This window comes from Mesorhizobium sp. M7A.F.Ca.MR.362.00.0.0, assembly GCF_004023175.1.
Taxonomy (GTDB): Bacteria; Pseudomonadota; Alphaproteobacteria; order Rhizobiales; family Rhizobiaceae; genus Mesorhizobium.
The window spans coordinates 1-4,629 of sequence record NZ_RZTF01000372.1 but is presented as its reverse complement, the minus strand read 5'-3'; the positions used below and the strand labels follow the sequence as shown (position 1 = coordinate 4,629).

5 protein-coding genes and 1 pseudogene are annotated in these 4,629 nt (G+C 61.5%); 3 read left to right on the top strand and 3 right to left on the bottom strand.

Annotated elements, in window-relative coordinates:
- Positions 1-177, top strand: a 177-nt coding sequence (locus EOC06_RS43865; protein ID WP_245470219.1) for a vitamin B12 dependent-methionine synthase activation domain-containing protein, incomplete at its 5' end; no start/stop codon positions are given.
- A 103-nt stretch (positions 178-280) separates the two neighbouring features.
- The gene (locus EOC06_RS30305) at positions 281-1,675 is read left to right on the top strand and encodes a multicopper oxidase family protein (RefSeq protein WP_128309524.1); all 1,395 of its coding nucleotides are present in this window, start codon (positions 281-283) and stop codon (positions 1,673-1,675) included.
- Between the two features lie 33 nt (positions 1,676-1,708).
- Here EOC06_RS30305 and EOC06_RS30300 read toward each other — a convergent pair whose 3' ends face one another.
- From EOC06_RS30300 to EOC06_RS30290, 3 genes are all read right to left on the bottom strand, one after another.
- The gene (locus EOC06_RS30300; RefSeq protein WP_023809203.1) at positions 1,709-1,996 is read right to left on the bottom strand and encodes a PTS sugar transporter subunit IIB; all 288 of its coding nucleotides are present in this window, start codon (positions 1,994-1,996) and stop codon (positions 1,709-1,711) included.
- A 17-nt stretch (positions 1,997-2,013) separates the two neighbouring features.
- A complete protein-coding gene (locus EOC06_RS30295) occupies positions 2,014-2,475 on the bottom strand; it encodes a PTS sugar transporter subunit IIA (RefSeq protein WP_128309523.1) in 462 nt (153 codons plus the stop codon).
- A 73-nt stretch (positions 2,476-2,548) separates the two neighbouring features.
- The gene (locus tag EOC06_RS30290) at positions 2,549-3,955 is read right to left on the bottom strand and encodes a PTS galactitol transporter subunit IIC (protein ID WP_027035737.1); all 1,407 of its coding nucleotides are present in this window, start codon (positions 3,953-3,955) and stop codon (positions 2,549-2,551) included.
- Between the two features lie 341 nt (positions 3,956-4,296).
- Here EOC06_RS30290 and EOC06_RS30285 point away from each other — a divergent pair.
- Positions 4,297-4,629, top strand: a pseudogene (locus EOC06_RS30285) (homoserine dehydrogenase); the annotation flags it as partial.

Below are 4,629 nucleotides of genomic sequence, written 5' to 3'. Positions count from 1 at the left end.
GTATCAGGCATCTATCTGGCGCATCCCGAAAGCTATTATTTCGGCGTCGCCAAGGTCGAACGCGACCAGGTCGAGGATTACGCACGACGCAAGGCGATGCCATTGGCCGAGGTTGAGCGCTGGCTTGGCCCCATCCTCAACTACGTGCCGGCACATTATGCCGAGGCGGCTGAATAGCGGCGGCAAGCGTTCAACAGAATTTGCGCTGGTTGCCGGCTTGTGATCCGTGGCGCGGCGGTTACACCTGCGCGGGCAGCCGTCTTTATAGTTGGAGCGCCGAATGACCTTACTCACACGCCGCAGGCTTTTGAAGACGGCTGCGGTTGCCGGCGCGGGCGGGATCGGGCTTTCGGCGATGGGCCGGCTTGGTGGCTGGGCCGCCGCGACGCCTGAGCCGGTGGTTTTGCAGACGGCAAAGATCCAGGCGAAGCTGATGGATATCGGCCAGACCAGGGATGTGCTGACCTATGGCAACACCGGAATGCCGCCCGTGCTCAGGATGAAAAAAGGCGAGCCCTTCGCTGCACGCCTTGTCAACGCGATCGACGATCCGACGACGATCCACTGGCACGGTATTCGCGTTCCCAACAAGATGGACGGCGTGCCGTTTCTGGTCCAGCCCTACGTCTACACCGGCGATCATTTCGACTACGCCTTCACGCCGCCCGATGCCGGCACCTTCTGGTACCACCCGCATTGCAATACGCTGGAGCAGATGGGCCATGGCCTGACCGGCGTGATCGTGGTCGAGAATCCCAACGATCCGAAATTCGATGCCGAAATCGTCCTCAATTTGCGCGACTGGCGCCTCGGCGACGACGGTCAGTTCATCGACCAGTTCCGGCCGCGCGATGCCGCGAGAACCGGCACTTACGGCACGGTACGCACCGCCAATTGGCTCGATCAGCCGCAATATGATGCGCCGGCCGGCGGACTTGCGCGGCTGCGCGTCGCCATCACCGACGTGACGCGCATCTACGCTTTTCGCGTCGACGGTGCGGAGGCGAGTGTCATGGCGCTCGACGGCAATCCGGTGCCTGAGCGTTTTTCGCCCGACGCCTTGCTGCTTGGACCCGGCCAGCGCATGGAACTGGCCATACGCATGCCCGACGAGGAAGGCGCGATGGTCAGCTTGAGGGACGTCAGGGGCACCAAGCCAAAAATCCTGGCAACCCTGCGCGCGACAGGAAAATCCCTCAAACGGGACATTCGCGATGTTGCTCCGCTGGAGCTCAATCCGGTGGCGGAAGTGGATCTCGCCAGTGCCAGGCATATTTCCCTGGCACTAAGCGCCACGGCGGAAAACGTCCCGAGCGATGGCATCTGCGGTTCGCTTGGCTATAGTTTCTGGGCTCTCAACAAAGTGCCGTGGCCTGGCGACACCAAGGATCCGACCGCGCCGCTGGCCGAATTGAAGCTTGGCCAAAGCTACGTCATCGACATGGAGAACCTGACGCCGCAATCCCATCCGATGCATCTGCACGGTATGAGCTTCAAAGTGCTGTCATCCTCGACGCGCCAGGTTCAGCCTGTGATTTCCGACACCTATCTCATCCAGCCCAACGAGAAGGTTCAGCTCGGCTTCGTCGCCGACAATCCCGGCGATTGGCTGCTGCACTGCCACATCATCGAGCACCAGAAATCGGGAATGACGAGCTATGTCAGGGTGGTGTGAAGCCGCGTCAGCCTGCGCGTCGCGTCTGGACCGTCACTTGCGCAATTGCGCCTCGATCTCGTCGAGCACCTTGTCCTTGCCGATGCCGGTGAGGAAGGCGAGGCCCTTGATCACCGGCTTGGTCACCGAAGCGGAGATCGGGGTGGTTGCGACGATGAAGTCGACATTGTCGGCCAGTCCGGGCACTTCGGTGGCCTTTGCCTGCTGGGCATTGAAGGTGAGGCCGCGTTTCTTCATTTCCTCGGTGACGGCGACATTGACCGCGGTCGAGGTGGCGATGCCCGTGCCGCAGGCAAAGAGAATGGTTTTCTGTCTGGACATCTCTGCTTCTCCTTGTTTCAGCCGAGTACGGCTCGCACGTCTTCGAGGGTTCTGGCCGACCTCAAATCATCCAAGGCTTGCGGGTTCTGGATGGTGGCCATGACGGCCTGCAGCGCGTCAATCTGCTTGTCCTTGTCGTTGATGGCAAGCAGGAAGACGAAGCCGACCGGCAGCATCTCGTCGGGATCCTCCATGTTGGCGAAGGTCACTGGTTGCTTCAATGTGCCCATCGCGATGCCAGGCTTCAGCACATGCTCCGGATCGGTGTGCGGCACCGCGACATTATCGGAGCGTTCCAGCGGCAGTCCGGTCGGGATGGTCAATTCGCGGCGCACGACCGCGTCGGCATAGCTGTTTTTGACATAGCCAAGTCTCTCCAGCCGGCCCGCCAGGATGCGGATGATCTCCTCATTGGTCGAGGCATCGGATCCGAGCACGATCGCGTCAGGGTCCAGAAGCTGCATGAGTCCGTCGGACATTCTTTGCTCCGTCTATGAAATCGTGCGCCCCGGGAAGGGCGCACGATCGGTTTGAGGGTGGACGCTATCAGGTTCAGGCCGTCTCTTCGGCCGGCTCGTCCTCGGCGCCCGCGGCCCGCTCCCAGCCGAGCGGATTGCGGCGGTAGAGGACAAACAATGCCGCGATAACCACCGCGATCACTATGATGCCGACAAGCCCCATCCCCTGGATCGCCTCGATGACCACGTAAGGCACCCACAGGAAGCCGTCGACCACCGAGGTGATCTGCAGCGCGTCCGCCGGCAGCTTGAAGCCCGACGAGACTGCTGCGCTGGTGAACAGCGGCGCCAGCGCGTTGGCGACGTAGAAGCCGATGGCCAGCGTCACCGTGCCGATCACCACCATGCGGAACACGTTGCCTTTGACCAGCGGCGCGGTCATGGCGACGATGAAGGGGATGACCGCGAGGTCGGCGAACAGGATGACGCGGTTGCCCGGCAGGATGATGGACAGAATGATCGCGATCGGCACCAGGATCAGCGACGACGAGATCGCGGCCGGATGGCCGATCAGGATCGCCGAATCGAGACCAACGAGAAGCTCTCGGTCACCGGTGCGTTTGCGCACGAACGCCTGTGCGGCATCGGAGACGGGGATCAGCCCCTCCATCAGGATCTTGACCATGCGCGGCAGCAGCAGCATCACCGCGGCCAGCGTCATGCCGGTGCCCAGGACCTTGGCCAGCACCACGCTGAGATCACCCGCATTGTAGAAGGCGATCGCACCAAGCACGAGGCCGATGATGAGGCCCATCACGACAGGTTCTCCGAACACGCCGAACCTGCGCTCGATGGTGTCCGTGTTGATGTTGATGCGGTTGATCCCGGGAATGCGGTCCATTATCCAGTTGAGCACAATGGCGATCGGCAGGATCTGTGCCGAGGCGAGATGCGGCACGGAAATGCCGGGCACGCCGTAGAACTGCTGTACCGCGCGCGCCGACCAGTCGGCGAACAGCAGCGAGAGTGCTGCGACAAGTGCTGCGACCGCGATGCCATAGGCCAAATTGTCGGTTGCGGCGACGACCAGCGAGCCGACAAAGGCGAAGTGCCAGAAATTCCAGACGTCGACATTGAGCGTGCGCGTCATGCGTGTCAGCAACAGCACGATGTTGACGAGGATGCCGACCGGAATGACCCAAAGGCCGACCGACGAGCCGAAGGCGATCGCGGCCGCGGAGGGCCAGCCGACATCGATGATGTCGCGATGAATACCGGTGTTGGTGACGATGGCCTTGGCGACGTCGCCAATCGACGTGAACATGAGGCCAAGCACCAGATTGATGCCGATGAAGGCGACGCCGATGGTGACGGCGGCGCGAAAAGCCTTGCTGACCTTGGCGCCCAGAACCACGGCGATGATGAAAATGACAATTGGCAGCAGGATCGTCGGGCCAAGCGTATCGATGGCCCCTTTTAGGCCCGCGAGAACAGTATCCATTTTTCCTCCCCTGGAGCCGCGAGCCTTCGCTCGACGCCTCGCAATGATGCTCCATCCAGCCTTTGACGCCCTGGCGCAAAGACACTCCCCAATTTGCCCCAGAGGCGAATGCTTTCCGACTGTCGCGTCGGTGAACATTTGCCTTTGTTGACAAACGAATGTTTTATTGGGGTTGTCAGCTGCGATGTCAATTGGTTGCGCTTCGGCCAATCGAGCCTCGGCGGACGTCCCCTCCGAGACGATTTCGTGGGAAATTGCCGGTTGCGACCGGGTTTCGTTGGCAAATAGAACCCGTTCCCTGCTATCCGACCCCAAATCACGAAGCTGTGGACATTTCCTGCATGACCAACGTCGCCCTGACCGGGCTTGCCCGTGATCTCGCCAAGCGTGCCGCCGAAGGCCGCCCAGTGCGCATCGGTGTCATCGGTTCGGGCGAAATGGGCACCGATCTGGTCACCCAAGGCATGCTGATGCCAGGCATTTCGATCTGCGCCGTCTCGACGCGCCGCCCGCACACCGCGCGCGATGCCATCCGTATCGCCTATGGCGACGAAGCCATGGCCGTCGAAGCCGACACCGCGTCGAAAGTCACCGGCGCTATCGAGAGCGGCAAGATCGCCGTCACTTCGAACGAGATTCTGGTCACCAATCCGCTGATCGACGTCGTCATCGAC